Here is a 16060-nt window from a genome sequence, read left to right on the forward strand (position 1 = left end):
CTTTCGATCTAAATCGATTTATAGAGCATCAGGGCAATCTCTTCGCGGTGTGCTTCCTTGGCCCCGCTTGCGGCAGAAAGTGCTGCAGGGAGAGCCTCACAGTTCTTGAACTTCCGTAGGGGAGGGGATAGGACATAAAAAACAGGGTGAGGCATGATGGCGGTCGAGAGCCGCATTTGTCCGAAGCCCGGTTTTGACCAGTATCTTTTAGACCTTTCCGCATCGGCCGGTTGCGCTGGCTGGCAAGGGTCATTCGGAGAAATTTATGGCTTCAGCAGCGGAACAACTGGCTTCGAACCTGAATTTTTCGACCTTCGCTAAGGCGGAGGATCTGAAAAAGCGTCTCTGGTTTACTCTTGCCGCACTTCTCGTCTACCGTCTCGGCACCCACATTCCGCTTCCGGGCCTGAACCCAGAAGCCTATGCGCAGGCCTTCCGTGGCCAGGCCAACGGTATTCTCGGTCTTTTCAACATGTTTGCGGGTGGCGCCGTCGAGCGCATGGCGATCTTCGCGCTCGGCATCATGCCTTACATCTCCGCTTCGATCATCGTGCAGCTCATGACCTCGGTCGTGCCGTCGCTCGAAGCGTTGAAGAAGGAAGGCGAAGCCGGCCGCAAGATCATCAACCAGTATACGCGCTACGGCACGGTGCTGCTCGGCACGCTGCAGGCCTATGGCATTGCGGTCGGCCTTGAAAGCGGCAACGGCCTTGTGGTCGATCCCGGCTGGTTCTTCCGCGTTTCCACCGTCATCACGCTGCTCGGCGGCACGATGTTCCTGATGTGGCTCGGTGAACAGATCACCTCGCGCGGTATTGGCAACGGTATTTCGCTGATCATCTTCGCGGGTATTGCCGCAGGCCTGCCCAAGGCGCTCGCCGGCACGCTCGAACTCGGCCGTACCGGTGCGCTTTCGACCCCGCTCATCCTGATGGTTGTCGTGGTCGCCATCGGTGTCATCGCGCTTATCGTCTTCGTGGAGCGCGCCCAGCGCCGTCTGCTCATTCAATATCCGAAGCGACAGGTCGGTAACCGGATGTTCCAGGGCGATACTTCGCATCTGCCGCTGAAGCTCAATACGGCCGGCGTCATTCCCGCGATCTTCGCATCTTCGCTGCTGCTCCTGCCGGCGACGGCTGCGGGTTTTGCAGGCAACACCAACCTGCCGGGCTGGGCGACGTCGATCATCGCGTCGCTGCAGCATGGACAGCCGCTGTTCATGGCGCTTTATGGCCTGCTGATTGCGTTCTTTGCGTTCTTCTATACGGCGATCGTCTTCAATCCGAAGGACACCGCAGATAACCTCAAGAAGCATGGCGGCTTCATCCCGGGTATTCGTCCGGGCGAGCGCACCGCGGAGTACATTGATTACGTCCTGACCCGTATCACCGTGGTCGGCGCGATTTATCTGGTCTTCGTGTGTATCCTTCCTGAGACACTTATCGCACGCACGGGCATTCCATTAGCCCTTGGTGGTACTTCGCTTTTGATCGTTGTCAGTGTAACTCTGGATACGGTTGCGCAGATTCAGGGTCACCTGATCGCGCAGCAATATGAAGGGCTGATCAAGAAGTCGAAGTTGCGTGGAGGAAAGAGGGGACGATGAGACTGATATTTTTGGGTCCGCCGGGTGCGGGCAAGGGAACCCAGGCCAAACGGCTGACGGACAAGTACGGGATCCCGCAGCTTTCCACCGGTGACATGCTTCGCGCTGCGGTCAGCGCGGGCACCGAAATCGGCAAACGCGCCAAGGCGGTCATGGACGCCGGCGGGCTTGTTTCCGACGATATCGTCAATCAGATCGTTTCCGAACGCATCGAAGCGCCGGACTGTGCCAAGGGCTTTATTCTGGACGGCTATCCGCGCACCGTTCCGCAGGCCAAGGCGCTTGCAGACAACATGCGCAAAAAGAATCTGGTCCTTGATGCCGTTATCGAACTGAAGGTCGACGAAGAGGCGTTGATTCGCCGAATCGAAAACCGTGTGGCTGAAACCATTGCCGCCGGCGGCACGGTTCGCTCGGATGACAATCCGGAAGCATTTCGCAAGCGCCTGACGGAATATCGCGAGAAGACTGCGCCGCTGTCTGCCTATTACAGCGAACAGGGCGAGCTCGTAACACTGGATGGCATGGCTGACGTCGATGCCGTCACCGAGGCAATCGAGCGCGTTCTCGAGAAAGCCTCCGCCTGATCGATGGAGCGGATGGGCGAGGCTGTTGTGTTCTTGCCCATATCTCGCTGCCGCATGGCGACTGATCCTTTGGATCGTAAAAGAATCTTGGCGGAGCCGGTTGCTTTTTTGCGCTGATTCCGTTAAACACCGCGCCAACTCGCGACATCCCAAGCGACTGGCGCGGATTTCCTTGAGGGAAGGGAGATCCGGGTTCGGTCGTTTTGACTTGTCACGGACATCAATTTTGAACTGGCGGTCTCGGCCGCTCGAATGGAATCACCACTTGCCGGATGGCAACTGGAACCAAGGAGAAAAGACGTGGCACGTATCGCTGGCGTCAACATCCCGACTGCGAAGCGCGTTGTTATTGCGCTGACCTACATTCACGGGATTGGTCCGAAATTCGCGCAGGAAATCATGGACAAGGTCGGTCTTCCGGCTGACAAGCGCGTTCATCAGCTGACGGATGCTGAAGTTCTTCAGATCCGCGAAGCCATCGACCGCGACTACCAGGTCGAAGGTGACCTGCGTCGCGACACGTCGATGAACATCAAGCGTTTGATGGACCTCGGCTGCTACCGCGGCCTGCGTCACCGTCGTGGCCTTCCGGTCCGCGGTCAGCGCACGCACACCAACGCCCGCACCCGCAAGGGTCCGGCGAAGGCTATCGCTGGTAAGAAGAAGTAATTTTCCGGTTCTCCGGAAAGGGGAGGCTGGTGCAGTCCGCGCCAGCCTTTCTGGGTTTGGCGTGAAGCCCGGATACGGGTCGATCGCCGGTGTAGCCGCTGGTGTTACGGCGGTGAAGAGATCAATGAAAGGTATAAAATGGCCAAGGAAGCCGCACGCGTTCGCCGTCGCGAACGTAAAAATATCACGTCGGGCGTCGCGCACGTCAACTCGACCTTCAACAACACGATGATCACCATCACCGACGCACAGGGCAATGCTATTGCCTGGTCGTCTGCTGGTGCCAAGGGCTTCAAGGGTTCGCGTAAGTCGACCCCGTTCGCTGCCCAGATCGCTGCTGAAGATTGCGCGAAGAAGGCTCAGGAACACGGCATGAAGTCGCTTGAAGTTGAAGTTTGCGGTCCGGGTTCCGGCCGTGAATCGGCACTTCGCGCCCTGCAGGCTGCCGGTTTCATGATCACCTCCATTCGCGACGTGACGCCGATCCCGCACAACGGTTGCCGTCCGCGCAAGAAGCGCCGCGTCTGACGCGACCGTGGTTCGGAAATTCCGCCTTTCCCCAGGTCAGGCGGAATTTTCGCGTATCTGGCGTGTGCGCGTCGATTTCGATCGACGGACTTGCGCTCAAGAACCCACCGATGAACCACTGAATTAGGTTCCTCTCGGTGTTTTCATGCTCGGTCCGTCACGATTGGATGGTGGCGGCGAACGGAAGGTTTAAAGATGATTCAGAAGAACTGGCAGGAACTTATCAAGCCGAACAAGGTCGAGTTCACCTCGTCCAGCCGCACCAAGGCAACGCTGGTTGCCGAGCCGCTGGAGCGTGGTTTCGGTCTTACCCTCGGCAACGCGCTGCGTCGCGTTCTGTTGTCTTCTCTGCGTGGCGCCGCTGTAACGGCCGTGCAGATCGACGGTGTCCTGCACGAATTCTCCTCCATCCCCGGCGTTCGGGAAGATGTGACGGATATCGTGCTCAACATCAAGGAAATCGCCATCAAGATGGACGGCGATGATTCCAAGCGCATGGTCGTGCGCAAGCAGGGTCCGGGTGCCGTAACCGCTGGTGACATCCAGACGGTTGGCGACATCGAGATCCTGAACCCCGACCACGTGATCTGCACGCTTGATGATGGCGCTGAAATCCGCATGGAATTCACCGTCAACAACGGCAAGGGTTACGTACCGGCTGAGCGCAACCGCGCGGAAGATGCCCCGATCGGCCTCATTCCGGTGGACAGCCTCTATTCTCCGGTCAAGAAAGTGTCCTACAAGGTGGAAAACACCCGTGAAGGCCAGGTTCTCGACTATGACAAGCTGATCATGACGATCGAGACCAACGGTTCGGTTTCCGGCGAAGACGCCGTTGCCTTCGCCGCTCGCATTCTTCAGGACCAGCTGGGCGTCTTCGTCAACTTCGACGAGCCGCAGAAGGAAGCAGAAGAAGAATCGGTTACCGAACTCGCGTTCAACCCGGCGCTTCTCAAGAAGGTCGATGAACTCGAGCTGTCCGTTCGTTCGGCAAACTGCCTGAAGAACGACAACATCGTTTACATCGGCGACCTGATCCAGAAGACCGAAGCCGAAATGCTTCGCACGCCGAACTTCGGTCGCAAGTCGCTGAACGAAATCAAGGAAGTTCTCGCTTCCATGGGTCTGCACCTCGGTATGGAAGTACCGGCATGGCCGCCTGAGAACATCGAAGATCTCGCCAAGCGTTACGAAGACCAGTACTAACAATCAAAAAGGCAGACCCTTTAAAGACTGCCTTTCCCCGTCAAACAGCAGGTAAGTCACCTGCATGTGCCAGGAAACGGCAGGTCCGGACAGGAACCTGCGTACAAGGAGAATAGCAATGCGCCACGGAAATTCAGGCCGCAAGCTCAATAGAACCGCCAGCCACCGCAAGGCAATGTTTGCCAACATGGCTGCTTCGCTCATCACCCATGAGCAGATCGTCACCACCCTTCCGAAGGCGAAGGAAATCCGTCCGATCGTCGAGCGTCTCGTGACCCTCGGCAAGCGCGGCGACCTGCACGCTCGTCGTCAGGCGATCTCGCAGATCAAGGATCAGGACGCCGTTCGCAAGCTGTTCGACGCGATCGCTTCGCGTTACGCAACCCGCAATGGCGGCTACCTGCGTATCATGAAGGCCGGCTACCGCCAGGGCGACAACGCGGCTCTCGCCGTCGTTGAATTCGTTGAGCGCGACGTTGATGCCAAGGGCGCAGCCGACAAGGCTCGCGTTGCTGCAGAAGCTGCTGCTGCTGAAGCCGCATAAGGTCTGGCGCCCTTGAGGCGTCGTGAGTTAAAGAAGCCGGGCGAGAGATCGCCCGGCTTTTTGCGTCCTTAAATGGCCTTTCGATCTTGAAGGAAGTTTTGCGTTTCGGACGACGTATGTTCGAGCAACACTCGACTTTAACTTCGAAATGGCCGGTTGTAGTAAACGTCGGTCCCGTCATCCTTCTCAATCAAGTCGGCAGTACGTTGAAGCAGCCAACGAATACCGTCGTCATCGCTGCCGAACTCGGCATTCGATTTGTTCCAGAGTTTTCCAATCAAACTGTTTGGGATATCTGGGCGCAGTGTGGATCGCAAAAATGCGAGGAGTTCATTGCGTTCCGTTTTTGTCAGATGCATGAGACCAAAAAGCAGTACCGCGTCGAGACTTTCAAACAACTCGAAGTCCTGGATCATATAGCTTGTGAACTTCAAGAAAACGGTGGGCGGGGTGACGTTCTTCCTCATTGGCTCATCGTTTCTGGGGTAAGCCGTATTGATATAAAAGCCGTTCGGGCGGTCGCGATCATGGATAATCTGCACGCCAACCTCGTAGGCAACGCGCAAATATGCTTCTGAGTACGGCGTCTCTCTAAAACCCTCGACACCTGTGCGATGGCCGAATCTCGTTATTAGAAAAGCTTGTTGCAAGATACCTGAGGAGACAAGCCTTACAGTTTCGATATTGCGAGCAATAGTTTTATTCACAAAGTAATCGGCATCTCCATAACTGTCGAAGCTGCCGTTTCGATACATAACGAAGGGTCGAGGCATCCACCATCTTGCTGGAGGTCCCATCCGCAGTAGTATTTCCATATCGGTTTTGCCGACATGGTATCGTAGCGTATGCGCGCCACGGTAGTTTTCTTCCTTGCGTAAATCTACCTTCGGGGTATTTTTTTCCGAAGAAGGAACTTCGTCTTGCGAGCCCGAATGATTGACTGCAGTCCATTCTCCACCGCGTGGATCACCTGCGGGTATTCTGGGTTGATCTGGATTGAAATTGGCCTTTGTTCGGTGAATCTGCAGACGGGCATAAGATAAGTACAGGCGACAGATTTTGAGTTTTCTTTCAAGCTTCTCCACAGCTGGTAATCTCCAAGTTCATAGAACTAACGAGATTAAATCTGTTTTTAGCGACGTGGAAAAAATGGCTGCTTCGCTCATTGATCATGCGCAAATCCGCGGGCGTTTTGTGAGAGAGCCCATCTTACTCCGGAATATGAATGCGGGCCTTGATGTGCTTTAGATGTGCGACGATTGTGAAAGTCATGATGACCAGCAGCGACCATGAACTCCACTTTCCGATGTGGACGACGGACCAGGCGCCTATTTGATCGGGGTATTTCCAGATACCGAAGAAGGTGGAGATATTTTCCGCCAGCCAGACGAAAAAGCCGATCAGGATGAAGGCGAGGAGCAGCGGCATCTTTCGATCCCGATCGTAGGGGCGAAAGACGACTGTTGCGCGGGAATAGAGGCCGATGGCGCAGGCGGCGATGTACCAGCGGTAATCGCCGATGAAGTGATGGGTGAAGAAGTTGGCGTAGATGGCGATGCCGATCAAGGTTGCCATCCAGTAGGTCGGATAGTGGCGAATGCGCACATCCAGCAGCCGCCATGCCTGAATGATGTAGCTGCCGACGGCGGCATACATGAAGCCGGAAAACAGCGGTACGCCTAGCACTTTGGTGTAGGCGAAATCCGGATAAGACCATGACTGGATGGCGCTCGACGTCTTGAACACTTCCAGTGCGAAGCCGACGATATGGAACAGCAGGATGGCCTTGGCCTCGTCAAGCGTTTCGAGCCTGCTCCAGATCATGAAGAACTGGATGCCGAGCGCAATGATCAGCAGCACGTCATATCGGGGGATGCCGAGCACGCCGCCATGCGGCACCACGAAGATGGAGACGAAGAACAAGCCCGCGAACATGCAGGCCCGTGCCTCCTTGATGCCGAAATACAGAAACTCGACGATAAAACGCCTGATGCCCTTGAGTTCGCCCCAGGGATAGGTATCGCAGAGCAGATTGTCCAGGACGGAGAGGCGGCTTGCGGCCGGGCTTGTTGTTGTGCTCATTTCCGTCCCCGATCTCAGTTAGTCACCTTTCATACGAAAACCCGAAGGAAGCCGTATGGGCCTGCCGCGCGTATCCCCATCTTATTTAGCCAGCATCCGGCTTCTGGCGGCGGCGATGGCGGTGATCGTCTGCGGCCTTTGCCTGCGGACCTTCGGTTACGATGTGGGACTGCCGTTCGTGGCGGTAAAATATGGCGGATCCGTGCTCTGGGGTGCGATGGTTTATCTGTTGCTGGCGACCGTCTTTCCCTACCGTTGGCGTGGCTATGAGGTCCATGCCGCGATTATTGCGGCTATCCTCGTGGAACTCGTCCGGCTTGTTCATTTCCCGGCGCTGGATGGGTTTCGCGCAACGACAGCCGGCGCTTTGCTGCTCGGCCGTGTTTTTTCGCTGTGGAATATAGTCTGTTATGTCGCGGGGATTGGGGCCGCCGCCATTATGGCCGGACGGGTCTGGCGCGTTTCGCCCTCTTCATCGACATGATCGAGGGCCGTACCAGCCGATAGCCGAGCAGCACGACCATCGTGCTGATATAAAACACAGGCTCCAGCGTGATCGATTTTCGCGCCAGCACGAAATGCAGCACGCCGACGATGAGTATGAGATAGGCAAGCTTGTGCAGCGTGTTCCAGCGGTTGCCGAGCTTGCGGATGGACCAGCGGTTGGAGGTGAGCGCGAGGGGCAGGAGCATGGTAAGCCCTGCCATGCCGAGCATGATATAGGGCCGTTTCAGAATATCGCCGGCGATGGAGCTGATGATCAGGCCGCGATCCAGCACCAGATAGACCGTGAAATGCGCCAGCACGTAATAAAAGGCGATCAGTCCCAGAGCGCGGCGATAGGCGATGAGGTTGATATTGAACAGGTCTCGCAGCGGCGTCACCAGCAGTCCGAGGCAGAGGAAGCGCAGCGCCCAGATGCCGAGCAGGTGCTCGAAATCCTTGACCGGATTAAAGCCGAGGCCGCCGGTCGCGGCGAGGTAGAAATACCAGACGCCGGGACAGAGGCCGATCACATAAAGCGACCAGATAGCCGCCGGCTGGTAACGCTTCGGCAGCGATGGAAGTGAAAAGGCGAGGGCCATGGTCAATAATTCGCTTTCAGGTCCATGCCGGCGTAAAGGCTTGCCACCTCGTCATAGCCGTTGAACATCAGGGTAGGGCGGTTCTGGGTGCCGAAAAAGCCGCCTTCGCCGATGCGCTGTTCCGTCGCCTGGCTCCAGCGCGGATGGTCCACATGCGGATTGACGTTGGAATAGAAGCCATATTCGCGGGCGTTGGAGTTTTTCCACGTCGTTTCCGGCTGTTTCTCGGTCAGCGAAATCCGGACGATGGATTTGATGCCCTTGAAACCGTACTTCCACGGAACGACGAGGCGGATGGGCGCACCATTCTGGTTCGGCAGCGTTTCGCCGTAGAGGCCAACGGCGAGGATGGTCAGCGGGTGGCGTGCTTCATCGAGGCGCAGGCCCTCGACATAGGGCCAGGACAAAGGCTGGAACAGGCCGCTCTGGCCGGGCATTTCATCCGGCCGCACCACGGTTTCGAAGGAGACGTATTTGGCGCTGCCAAGCGGCTCCACCTTGTCGAGAAGGGCAGCCAAGGGGAAACCGATCCACGGAATGACCATCGACCAGCCCTCGACGCAGCGCATGCGATAGGTGCGCTCTTCGAGCTGATATTTCATCAGCTCTTCGATGCCGAATTCCTGTGGTTTGGAGACAAGGCCATCCACCTTCACGGTCCACGGTGTGGGCTTGAACTTGCCGGAATTTTCCTTGGGGTCGGATTTGCCCACCCCGAACTCGTAGAAGTTATTGTAGCTGGTGACGGCGTCGAGCGGGGTGAGCTTTTCATCCAGCTTGTAGGCGCCGGGTTTCGCCGCAAGCGGAGCGGCAATTGCCTCGCGGCCGCCAAGCCCGATGGCCGCAAGTCCCGCCGCCGTACCAAGGAAGCCGCGTCTGGACAGGTAGATGTTCTTCGGCGTGATTTCTGTAGCAGCGATCAGGGGCGGACGATAGGCGGGCATTTCAACCTCCACAAAAGCCGGGTGCATCGGCGATAAATCGATTATGATAGGCTATACGGCTGCTGCACAGATATGTTTCAGCGCGTCGCGCAAAAACAACGGTCGGGCGGCGGAAATCGCGCATTTGTGATAAGTGGCCGCGTGAATTGCTGCACCGGGAAGCAGCGTACCGTACCGAACCGTACTGTTTTGCCTGAAGGTGACAGTGACAGGGGTTGCGGTTTGCGCTAGAAAAACCGCAAAATAGGGCAGGAGCGGTTTTTACCGCGTTTGCGGAAATGCGCTCTTTGCCATGAGATCGAGGAAAACACCATGCCAGCCTATCGCTCCAGAACGACAACCCACGGCCGCAACATGGCGGGCGCGCGCGGCCTATGGCGCGCCACCGGCATGAAGGACAGCGATTTCGGCAAGCCGATCATCGCCGTGGTCAATTCCTTCACGCAGTTCGTGCCGGGCCATGTGCATCTCAAAGATCTCGGCCAGCTCGTTGCCCGCGAAATCGAGGCGGCCGGCGGTGTGGCCAAGGAATTCAATACCATCGCGGTCGATGACGGCATCGCCATGGGCCATGACGGCATGCTCTATTCGCTGCCGTCGCGCGAAATCATCGCTGACTCGGTGGAATACATGGTCAATGCCCATTGCGCCGATGCGATGGTGTGCATTTCCAACTGCGACAAGATCACCCCCGGCATGCTGAATGCGGCGATGCGCCTCAACATTCCCGCCGTCTTCGTTTCCGGTGGTCCGATGGAAGCGGGCAAGGTCGTTCTGCATGGCAAGACGGTCGCGCTCGATCTGGTTGACGCCATGGTCGCAGCTGCGGACGACAAGATTTCCGATGAGGACGTCAAGATCATCGAGCGTTCCGCTTGCCCGACCTGCGGTTCCTGTTCCGGCATGTTCACTGCCAATTCCATGAACTGTCTGACCGAGGCGCTCGGCCTGTCATTGCCCGGCAACGGTTCGACGCTTGCCACCCATTCGGACCGCAAACGCCTGTTCGTCGAGGCCGGTCACCTGATCGTCGATCTGGCGCGCCGTTATTACGAGCAGGACGACGAGACCGTTCTGCCGCGCACCATTGCCAACAAGGCTGCGTTTGAAAACGCCATGTCGCTGGATATCGCCATGGGGGGGTCCACCAATACGGTGCTGCATATTCTGGCGGCAGCGCATGAGGGCGGTGTCGATTTCGGCATGGAAGACATCGACCGTCTTTCCCGCAAGGTTCCCTGCCTTTCCAAGGTCGCGCCTGCCAAGCAGGACGTGCACATGGAAGACGTTCACCGCGCCGGCGGCATCATGCGTATTCTCGGTGAGCTGGAACGCGGCGGCCTCATCAACCGCGATACCTATACGGTGCACGAAGCGACGCTTGGCGACGCCATTGACCGCTGGGACATCACCCGCACCAACAGCGAGACGGTGCGCGAATTCTTCAAGGCAGCGCCGGGCGGCGTGCCGACGCAGGTCGCTTTCAGCCAGTCCTCGCGTTGGGACGATCTGGATACCGACAGCGACAACGGCGTCATCCGCTCGGTCGAAAAGCCGTTCTCAAAGGATGGCGGTCTGGCCGTGCTTTACGGCAACATCGCGCTCGACGGCTGCATCGTGAAGACGGCTGGTGTTGACGAATCCATCCTGAAATTCACCGGCCCGGCGGTCGTTTACGAAAGCCAGGACGCAGCGGTGAAGGGCATTCTCGGCAACGAGGTCAAGGCGGGCGACGTCGTCGTCATCCGTTATGAAGGCCCGAAGGGCGGCCCCGGCATGCAGGAAATGCTCTATCCGACCAGCTACCTGAAATCCAAGGGCCTCGGCAAAGCCTGCGCACTGATCACCGACGGTCGTTTCTCGGGCGGCACTTCTGGCCTCTCGATCGGTCACGCCTCGCCGGAAGCGGCGCAGGGCGGCGCAATCGGCCTCGTACGCCAGGGTGACCTGATCGAGATCGATATCCCGAACCGCACGATCAATCTCAGGGTAGCGGATTCGGAACTGGCTTCGCGCCGCGCCGAACAGGAAGAGCTGGGCTGGAAGCCGGAAGCACCGCGCAAGCGCAATGTCACCACGGCGCTGAAGGCCTATGCGGCCTTTGCGTCCAGTGCGGACAAGGGCGCGGTGCGGATTCTGCCGGAGTAAGGCCTTTTCTGCGGTTTCGGGTTAAGGGCGAAGGTGCATAAGGCTTCCTTCGTCATCCCTGCCCTTGAGGCGAGGAGCCCAAAACCACTGACGCCATGGTTCCTCGGGGCAGGTCCGAGGATGACGTCGAGCGTGAGGAGTCTCTCATCCTCTATCAGCCGCCCTTTCGGGGCGGCTTTTTGCTGCCTGTACGTCGGTTAAACGCTTCCTTCAGAAACAGATTCAACCGCCTTAGAGCTTGATTCCCCAAACCCGCGCAACATGCTGTTTTCCAGCTATAAATTCGAAATTTCCAATCGGGTGCCGGCAACCCCCGCAGTCACATTGGAGTGATGTTCAGCCCTCGGCTCTTTTCCACGGCCTGGCGATGCCTAATTTCAACACCATGAAAAGACGAACCGCACTCGCCCTCATCGCGTCCCTGCCTTTTGCCGAGCTTGCCCGCGCACAGAGTTCAGGCAAGGGCATCCGTTTCGATCCGTTGCTGAGGGACGCAGACGCGCTTTCCAGCCTCAAGACGGTCCTCGTCAGCATCGACGGCGAGGAGGTCGCAAGCCGCGCCTATCATGGGGCCAGCGTTAATGGCTCCACCAATATCAAATCGGCGTCCAAATCGATCATTTCGGCGCTGGTCGGCATGGCGATTGACCGCAAGATCATCGAGAGTGCGGACCAGCCGATTTCGACGGTTCTGCGCGGCGATTTTCCGCCAAGTCCCGATGCGAGACTGGAACGGATCACCATCGGTAACCTCTTGTCCATGCAGTCGGGTCTGGAGCGCATGTCCGGGCCGAATTACGGCCGCTGGGTCGCCAGCCGCAACTGGGTGCGGATGGCGCTGGGTTCCGGTTTTGCGGGAGAGCCCGGCGGCGGCATGCTCTATTCCACGGGTTCCACGCATCTGCTCTCGGCGATATTGACCAAGGCCTCCGGCCGCTCGACGCTTGCTCTGGCGCGTGACTGGTTTCGTCCGCTGAAGGGTTTTGCGATCGGCGGCTGGGAGCGTGATCCACAGGGCATCTATCTCGGCGGTAACCAGATGGCGATGACGGCGCGGTCACTGCTGGCCTTCGGCGAACTTTACCGGCGTGGCGGGACGACACCGGAGGGCGAGCGACTGATTTCGCAAGGCTGGATCAACCAGTCCTGGCAGCAGCGCACCAATTCGGTCTTTAACGGCGACGGATATGGCTATTGCTGGTTCATCAAGGAGATGGCGGGCGAAACGGTCTATTACGCCTGGGGTTATGGCGGGCAGATGCTCTATATCGTGCCCGCCAGACGGCTGTCCGTGGCGATGACCTCTCGTGAGGATGCACCTTCCGCCAGAACCGGTTATCGCGACCAGCTGCATGGCCTCATGGAAGTCATCATCCGTGCTGTGTGAGGGCAGGCGATAACGGTCAGAGCGGCCGGTTGATGCTCTGGAACGCCTCTGCAAGACGCTTCATGCGCTCCTCATAGGCGGCTGTCAGGCAGGCGACGTCGGCTGTACATTCCTGACGTTTCTTCAGCCATTTGCTCTGTTCGTCACGCAGCGTGTCGCGTGCGCCCATGGCCATCAGCTGGGTGAGGATATCGAAGGTGGTGGCCATCTTCACATCCTGATCGTTGAGGCTACGGTTGTCGCAGATAGCCTTTTCATCGGCCGCCAGATCGGGCTTTGCGCAGTCGAAGCTTGCAGCAGCGGCCGGTGAAACGAGGGAGGAGGCGAGGAGCAGACCGCAGGCGAGGAGGGGCCTTTTCAAATCCATGACGTGTCTCTTTGAGAAATGCTGTTGCGGATGAAACCGGAAAGGCGGCTCGCTGGTTCCATTTCGCTGCTGTCATGATGGGAAAAGGCGCGGCTTGGGAAAAGGATAGCCATCATCTTGCCGCTCTTTGCTTTACAGGCTTTGGCGTTATAACTCCATCATACTGATGACGATGAGGAATCACATGCGAAGCGTGTTGAAGTATCTGTCCACCGGCTTTCTCGCCGCGCTTATTCTCTTGCCCGTGGGCGCTGGCGCACAGGACAACAGGACCGTGCCCTCAAGCCACACGGAAATGCAGCTTTCCTTTGCGCCGCTGGTCAAGCGCACCGCGGGCGCGGTGGTGAATGTCTATGCCGAGCGTGTCGTGCAGCGGCGCCTGTCGCCTTTTGCCGGCGATCCTTTCTTTGAGCAGTTCTTCGGCCAGCAGATGCCGAACCGCACGGAAAAACAGTCGTCGCTCGGCTCGGGCGTGATCGTGACCTCCGGCGGCCTCGTGGTGACCAACAATCACGTCATCGATGGCGCCGACGACATCAAGGTGGCGCTTGCGGACGGGCGCGAGTTCTCCTCAAAGGTGCTGCTGAAAGATGACCGGGTCGATCTTGCCATTCTGCAGATCGATGCGAAAGAACAGTTCCCGGTGCTGTCGCTCGGCAATTCCGACGCGATTGAAGTTGGTGATCTGGTGCTTGCCATTGGCAACCCCTTCGGCGTCGGCCAGACGGTGACCAGCGGCATCGTCTCGGGTCTCGCCCGCAATCAGGTGACGCAGGGCGATTTCGGCTTCTTCATCCAGACCGACGCCTCCATCAACCCCGGCAATTCCGGCGGCGCACTCATGAACATGGCGGGTGAGCTGATCGGCATCAATACGGCCATCTTCTCCAAGGGCGGCGGATCGAACGGCATCGGTTTCGCCATTCCCGCCAATCTCGTCCGGGTTTTCGTCGCGGCTGCTGAACGCGGTGACGCGAGCTTCGAGCGGCCCTATATCGGCGCCACCTTCGATCCCGTGACATCGGACGTTGCTGAGGCGCTTGGCCTGCACCGCGCCCGCGGCGCGCTTGTCGTCAGCGTCGTCAAGGGCGGACCGGCCGAAAAGGCGGGCATCGAGCCCGGCGAGGTCGTTACCGCCGTCAACGGCTTCGAGGTGGAGCATCCGGATGCGCTGGGATATCGCGTGACGACCGCCGGAATCGGCAAATCCGCTGAACTGACGGTGGTGGAGAAGGGCAAAGAAAAAAAGGTGACCATCGCGCTCGATACTGCGCCGGAAACCGCGCCGCGTGATGAGCGCCTGATCGAGGGTCGCAATCCCTTTGCCGGCGCGACAGTCGCCAATCTCTCGCCGAAGCTTGCCGATGAATTGCGGATGCCGTCACAGGTGACGGGTGTTGTGATCACCGATGTGAAGCGCGGTTCGCCGGCCTATCGTGTCGGTTTCCAGCCGAAGGATGTGATCCTGTCGCTGAACGGTGCAGATATCGCCTCCACCGCTGCGGCAGAAAAGGCGCTGGACGATAATCCCGGCTTCTGGCGCGTGGAAATCCTGCGTGACGGGCAACGTATCCGGCAGTTCCTGCGATGAGCGACGATCTCTTCGCCCCGCAAGTGCCCGCGGAGGTCGCCAACCGGCGGCCTCTTGCCGATCGCCTGCGTCCGAAGACGCTGGCGGAGGTGAGCGGGCAGCCGCATCTGACGGGTGAAGAGGGCGTTCTGCGCCGCATGATCGACAGCGGGTCATTGGGATCGATGATCTTCTGGGGCCCGCCCGGCACCGGCAAGACCACGGTCGCCCGGCTGCTTTCCGGCGAGGCGGGACTGGCCTTCGAACAGATTTCGGCGATCTTTTCCGGTGTCGCCGATCTCAAGAAGGTTTTCGAGGCAGCGCGCACACGCCGGATGAACGGCCGGCAGACGCTGCTTTTCGTCGACGAAATCCATCGTTTCAACCGCGCCCAGCAGGACAGTTTCCTGCCGGTGATGGAAGACGGCACCATCATTCTGGTGGGCGCCACCACCGAAAACCCGTCCTTTGAGTTGAATGCCGCTCTGTTGTCGCGTGCGCGCGTGCTGACGTTCGGCTCGCATGACGAGGAGAGCCTGAGCGAATTATTAAAACGCGCCGAGGAGGCGGAGGGCAAGCCCCTGCCGCTCACCGAGGATGCGCGTGCAAGCCTCATCCGGATGGCCGATGGCGATGGCCGCGCCGTGCTGACGCTTGCCGAAGAGGTCTGGCGCGCGGCGCGCAAAGATGAGACCTTCGATACCGCGGGGCTGACGCGCATCGTGCAGCGTCGCGCCCCGGTTTATGACAAAAGCCAGGACGGCCACTATAATCTCATTTCGGCGCTGCATAAGTCCGTGCGGGGTTCGGACCCGGATGCGGCGCTTTATTATCTCGCCCGCATGTTCGATGCCGGCGAAGACCCGCTCTATCTCGGGCGGCGGCTGGTGCGCATGGCGGTGGAGGATATCGGTCTTGCCGATCCGCAGGCGCTCGTCGTATGCAACGCCGCCAAAGACGCCTATGATTATCTCGGCTCACCGGAAGGCGAGCTCGCATTGGCTCAGGCCTGCGTCTATCTCGCCACCGCGCCGAAATCGAACGCCGTTTATACGGCCTTCAAGTCGGCGATGCGGGCGGCCAAGGAAAATGGCTCGCTGGTGCCTCCGAAACATATTCTGAACGCGCCGACCAAGCTCATGAAGGGCGAAGGTTACGGCGATGGCTACCGCTACGACCATGACGAGCCGGACGCCTTTTCCGGGCAGGATTATTTCCCTGAGAAAATGGGGCGCACGACCTTTTATGATCCACCGGACCGGGGTTTCGAAAGGGAAATCCGCAAGCGTCTGGACTGGTGGGCGAAGCTGCGCCGCGAGCGGGGATCGCGTTAGGGT

16 protein-coding genes are annotated in these 16060 nt (G+C 58.7%); 11 read left to right on the forward strand and 5 right to left on the reverse strand.

The annotated features are described in order from the left end of the window. Positions 1-265 precede the first annotated feature (265 nt). From secY to rplQ, 6 genes are all read left to right on the forward strand, one after another. Positions 266-1606 carry a preprotein translocase subunit SecY gene (secY, locus tag WDZ78_RS04365; RefSeq protein ID WP_020012909.1) on the forward strand — a complete coding sequence of 447 codons (1341 nt, stop codon included), beginning with the start codon at positions 266-268 and terminating at the stop codon, positions 1604-1606. Beyond that, positions 1603-2193: an adenylate kinase gene (locus tag WDZ78_RS04370; RefSeq protein ID WP_003507790.1), complete on the forward strand. Its 591-nt coding sequence runs from the start codon at positions 1603-1605 to the stop codon at positions 2191-2193. The genes secY and WDZ78_RS04370 overlap by 4 nt, the downstream gene beginning before the upstream one ends. 300 nt (positions 2194-2493) lie before the next feature. After that, positions 2494-2862 carry a 30S ribosomal protein S13 gene (gene rpsM, locus WDZ78_RS04375; protein ID WP_003507791.1) on the forward strand — a complete coding sequence of 123 codons (369 nt, stop codon included), beginning with the start codon at positions 2494-2496 and terminating at the stop codon, positions 2860-2862. 138 nt (positions 2863-3000) lie between these two features. Next, the gene (rpsK, locus tag WDZ78_RS04380; RefSeq protein WP_003495225.1) at positions 3001-3390 is read left to right on the forward strand and encodes a 30S ribosomal protein S11; all 390 of its coding nucleotides are present in this window, start codon (positions 3001-3003) and stop codon (positions 3388-3390) included. Positions 3391-3585: 195 nt separating this feature from the next. After that, complete coding sequence (locus WDZ78_RS04385) at positions 3586-4596, forward strand: DNA-directed RNA polymerase subunit alpha (RefSeq protein ID WP_003495228.1); 1011 nt, start codon at positions 3586-3588, stop codon at positions 4594-4596. A gap of 118 nt (positions 4597-4714) precedes the next feature. Next, on the forward strand, positions 4715-5140 hold the full coding sequence (gene rplQ, locus WDZ78_RS04390; RefSeq protein WP_006313985.1) for a 50S ribosomal protein L17: 426 nt from the start codon (positions 4715-4717) through the stop codon (positions 5138-5140). Positions 5141-5277: 137 nt separating this feature from the next. On the opposite strand, the gene WDZ78_RS04395 is transcribed toward rplQ, so the two are convergent. Further along, the gene (locus WDZ78_RS04395; RefSeq protein ID WP_425672413.1) at positions 5278-6225 is read right to left on the reverse strand and encodes a hypothetical protein; all 948 of its coding nucleotides are present in this window, start codon (positions 6223-6225) and stop codon (positions 5278-5280) included. A gap of 124 nt (positions 6226-6349) precedes the next feature. Continuing rightward, entirely contained in the window at positions 6350-7222 is an 873-nt protein-coding gene (locus WDZ78_RS04400; protein WP_020012905.1) for a DUF817 domain-containing protein, read from the reverse strand. Positions 7223-7277: 55 nt separating this feature from the next. Here WDZ78_RS04400 and WDZ78_RS04405 point away from each other — a divergent pair, with 55 nt between their 5' ends. After that, complete coding sequence (locus WDZ78_RS04405) at positions 7278-7706, forward strand: DUF2809 domain-containing protein (protein WP_020012904.1); 429 nt, start codon at positions 7278-7280, stop codon at positions 7704-7706. Here WDZ78_RS04405 and msrQ read toward each other — a convergent pair. Both msrQ and msrP read right to left on the reverse strand, forming a co-directional pair. Beyond that, a complete protein-coding gene (gene msrQ, locus WDZ78_RS04410) occupies positions 7660-8307 on the reverse strand; it encodes a protein-methionine-sulfoxide reductase heme-binding subunit MsrQ (protein ID WP_425672414.1) in 648 nt (215 codons plus the stop codon). The two genes, WDZ78_RS04405 and msrQ, sit on opposite strands and share 47 nt — an antisense overlap. 2 nt (positions 8308-8309) lie before the next feature. Beyond that, entirely contained in the window at positions 8310-9251 is a 942-nt protein-coding gene (msrP, locus tag WDZ78_RS04415) for a protein-methionine-sulfoxide reductase catalytic subunit MsrP (protein ID WP_425672415.1), read from the reverse strand. Positions 9252-9563: 312 nt separating this feature from the next. On the opposite strand from msrP, the gene ilvD reads away from it, so the two are divergent. After that, the gene (gene ilvD / locus WDZ78_RS04420) at positions 9564-11399 is read left to right on the forward strand and encodes a dihydroxy-acid dehydratase (protein WP_026364171.1); all 1836 of its coding nucleotides are present in this window, start codon (positions 9564-9566) and stop codon (positions 11397-11399) included. A gap of 385 nt (positions 11400-11784) precedes the next feature. After that, the gene (locus WDZ78_RS04425) at positions 11785-12786 is read left to right on the forward strand and encodes a serine hydrolase domain-containing protein (protein ID WP_425672416.1); all 1002 of its coding nucleotides are present in this window, start codon (positions 11785-11787) and stop codon (positions 12784-12786) included. Between the two features lie 16 nt (positions 12787-12802). Here WDZ78_RS04425 and WDZ78_RS04430 read toward each other — a convergent pair whose 3' ends face one another. After that, positions 12803-13153 (reverse strand): lysozyme inhibitor LprI family protein, encoded by a 351-nt coding sequence (locus WDZ78_RS04430; RefSeq protein WP_020012899.1) that lies wholly within the window; start codon positions 13151-13153, stop codon positions 12803-12805. A gap of 184 nt (positions 13154-13337) precedes the next feature. Between WDZ78_RS04430 and WDZ78_RS04435 the strand changes: the two genes are divergently transcribed. Both WDZ78_RS04435 and WDZ78_RS04440 read left to right on the forward strand, forming a co-directional pair. Continuing rightward, on the forward strand, positions 13338-14744 hold the full coding sequence (locus tag WDZ78_RS04435) for a DegQ family serine endoprotease (RefSeq protein ID WP_020012898.1): 1407 nt from the start codon (positions 13338-13340) through the stop codon (positions 14742-14744). Further along, complete coding sequence (locus WDZ78_RS04440; protein WP_425672417.1) at positions 14741-16057, forward strand: replication-associated recombination protein A; 1317 nt, start codon at positions 14741-14743, stop codon at positions 16055-16057. Before WDZ78_RS04435 ends, WDZ78_RS04440 begins: the two co-directional genes overlap by 4 nt. The last annotated feature ends 3 nt before the right edge of the window (positions 16058-16060 follow it).

Source organism: Agrobacterium sp. M50-1, assembly GCF_049843495.1.
In the GTDB taxonomy this organism is placed as follows: domain Bacteria; phylum Pseudomonadota; class Alphaproteobacteria; order Rhizobiales; family Rhizobiaceae; genus Agrobacterium; species Agrobacterium radiobacter.

Bases quoted from the DNA above. Each gene is read 5' to 3' on its own strand.
- rpsK (WP_003495225.1), top strand. From the start codon at position 3,001: ATGGCCAAGGAAGCCGCACGCGTTCGCCGTCGCGAACGTAAAAATATC.
- ilvD (WP_026364171.1), top strand. From the start codon at position 9,564: ATGCCAGCCTATCGCTCCAGAACGACAACCCACGGCCGCAACATGGCG.
- WDZ78_RS04440 (WP_425672417.1), top strand. From the start codon at position 14,741: ATGAGCGACGATCTCTTCGCCCCGCAAGTGCCCGCGGAGGTCGCCAAC.
- WDZ78_RS04400 (WP_020012905.1), bottom strand. From the start codon at position 7,222: ATGAGCACAACAACAAGCCCGGCCGCAAGCCGCCTCTCCGTCCTGGAC.
- msrQ (WP_425672414.1), bottom strand. From the start codon at position 8,307: ATGGCCCTCGCCTTTTCACTTCCATCGCTGCCGAAGCGTTACCAGCCG.
- WDZ78_RS04370 (WP_003507790.1), top strand. From the start codon at position 1,603: ATGAGACTGATATTTTTGGGTCCGCCGGGTGCGGGCAAGGGAACCCAG.
- WDZ78_RS04430 (WP_020012899.1), bottom strand. From the start codon at position 13,153: ATGGATTTGAAAAGGCCCCTCCTCGCCTGCGGTCTGCTCCTCGCCTCC.
- rplQ (WP_006313985.1), top strand. From the start codon at position 4,715: ATGCGCCACGGAAATTCAGGCCGCAAGCTCAATAGAACCGCCAGCCAC.
- msrP (WP_425672415.1), bottom strand. From the start codon at position 9,251: ATGCCCGCCTATCGTCCGCCCCTGATCGCTGCTACAGAAATCACGCCG.
- secY (WP_020012909.1), top strand. From the start codon at position 266: ATGGCTTCAGCAGCGGAACAACTGGCTTCGAACCTGAATTTTTCGACC.
- WDZ78_RS04425 (WP_425672416.1), top strand. From the start codon at position 11,785: ATGAAAAGACGAACCGCACTCGCCCTCATCGCGTCCCTGCCTTTTGCC.
- WDZ78_RS04405 (WP_020012904.1), top strand. From the start codon at position 7,278: ATGGGCCTGCCGCGCGTATCCCCATCTTATTTAGCCAGCATCCGGCTT.
- WDZ78_RS04435 (WP_020012898.1), top strand. From the start codon at position 13,338: ATGCGAAGCGTGTTGAAGTATCTGTCCACCGGCTTTCTCGCCGCGCTT.
- WDZ78_RS04385 (WP_003495228.1), top strand. From the start codon at position 3,586: ATGATTCAGAAGAACTGGCAGGAACTTATCAAGCCGAACAAGGTCGAG.